This window comes from Parabacteroides sp. AF19-14 (assembly GCF_003635485.1).
GTDB classification, from domain to species: domain Bacteria; phylum Bacteroidota; class Bacteroidia; order Bacteroidales; family Tannerellaceae; genus Parabacteroides; species Parabacteroides distasonis.
The window spans coordinates 1-1536 of the sequence record NZ_QTMJ01000050.1; the positions used below are offsets into that span (position 1 = coordinate 1).

2 protein-coding genes are annotated in these 1536 nt (G+C 37.2%); both read left to right on the forward strand.

What is annotated here, in order from left to right:
- The first annotated feature begins 99 nt into the window (after positions 1-99).
- Entirely contained in the window at positions 100-666 is a 567-nt protein-coding gene (locus DWX33_RS22085; RefSeq protein ID WP_005868760.1) for a phosphoribosyltransferase, read from the forward strand.
- A gap of 1 nt (position 667) precedes the next feature.
- Positions 668-1282, forward strand: coding sequence for an SLOG family protein (locus DWX33_RS22090; RefSeq protein ID WP_005868759.1), 615 nt, complete (start codon positions 668-670; stop codon positions 1280-1282).
- Positions 1283-1536: the final 254 nt, after the last annotated feature.

The window sequence follows — 1536 nt, forward strand, 5'->3', positions numbered from 1 at the left end:
AAAAGTCGGCAGAAAGAAAAGGCCATCCCGGAAAGGGGTTTAAAAAAAGGTCTTTAAATCTAGCTGAAGCATAAGTTTAATTTTAATAGATAAAAGACTATGGCACATCAGAGTAAATATCCTAGTTTAGACAGACAATGGCATAAGATGATGTTTTCTTTCTTTGAGTATCTTCCTATGCAATATCGGCAGGCAACGGAAAGAGAATGGCAAATTCGTAAGATGATATGGAGTTTTAAGGATGGAAAAGCTTATTTGAATATAGCTTGGATGATAGCGAATAAGTTACATCAAGTTTTTGGTGATGATGTTAAGAATATTGTTTTTGCTTGTGTTCCGGCTTCTTCCGCTGATAAGAATGAACTTCGTTATAAGGGGTTTGCTTCGGCTGTGTGTAAGTTTTCAGGTGCTATCAATGCGTATGAACATATACGTGTCAGTGGAGATCGTTTGGCTATTCACGAGAAATTTGACAGCAAGTCGCTTCAAAAAGTACAAGTGATAGAATTTGACAAGGACTTTTTTCGGGGTAAGAAAATCTTGGTATTTGACGATATTTTAACAAAAGGGTTTTCGTATGCTCGTTTCGCATGTCAGTTGGAAAAAATAGGAGGTGAGGTTTTGGGAGGTTTCTTTTTAGGTAAAACAGTTGTCCGTATGTTATAAGATGAAAGAAAAAGAGAGTTATATAGAGAAGCAGAAGGATATCTTTGGAGATACTACTTGGTTCACTTATCGTTATGAGGTGAATGGAATGGTGTATGAAACTTCGGCAGGTTCGTTGGATATATGTAGAAAGGCACGTGATAAATGGATGAAAATGATGTCCGTTGCTTTTACCGGTCATAGAACGATACGAACAAATAAATATGCTTTGTCCGTATCGTTGAATGAAGAGGTACGTTTCTGCTATGAGAATGGAATCCGTTTTTTCTATATTGGTTGTGCGGTTGGATTTGACATGATGGCTGCTCATACCGTACTTGAACAAAGGAAACAATATCCCGATATGGTTTTGGTGGCGGTTGTTCCTTATGTCGGGCAAGATGTGTATTTCAACAAAGAGGACAAACAGAGGTATGCTGATATTTTGCGCCAAGCCGACAAGGTGGTAGTTCTATCCGAATATTATTATGCCCAATGCTATGCCCACCGTAATGATTACATGATTTCACACGCCTGTAGGCTGATTGCCTATTGGGATGGAAAATCTGCCGGAGGAACTTCTTATACGTTTAACAAGGCACAAAAAAAGAAATTGGTGATATACAATCTGTTTTGATTCAGATTGTATATCGTTGTTTTCCAGCGGTATGATCAAACGTGGCGATGTCATACTGTCTGGTTGCTGTAAGTGCTAATACTTCCGATGCAAAAGAGAAAGACACAATAAATATGAAAAGCAATGATAGATGAATTTTACTTAATTGTTTTACCTTTGTAAAACATTAGTGTCCCATTAAAATTGGGACGAATTAAAAATTAAATAAACTTGGCCCATTTGGTCCGAATCGTTCTTTGTCATTTTGAAATTTA

Coding starts and splice junctions, on each gene's coding strand:
- DWX33_RS22085 (WP_005868760.1), top strand. CDS start 100: ATGGCACATCAGAGTAAATATCCTAGTTTAGACAGACAATGGCATAAG.
- DWX33_RS22090 (WP_005868759.1), top strand. CDS start 668: ATGAAAGAAAAAGAGAGTTATATAGAGAAGCAGAAGGATATCTTTGGA.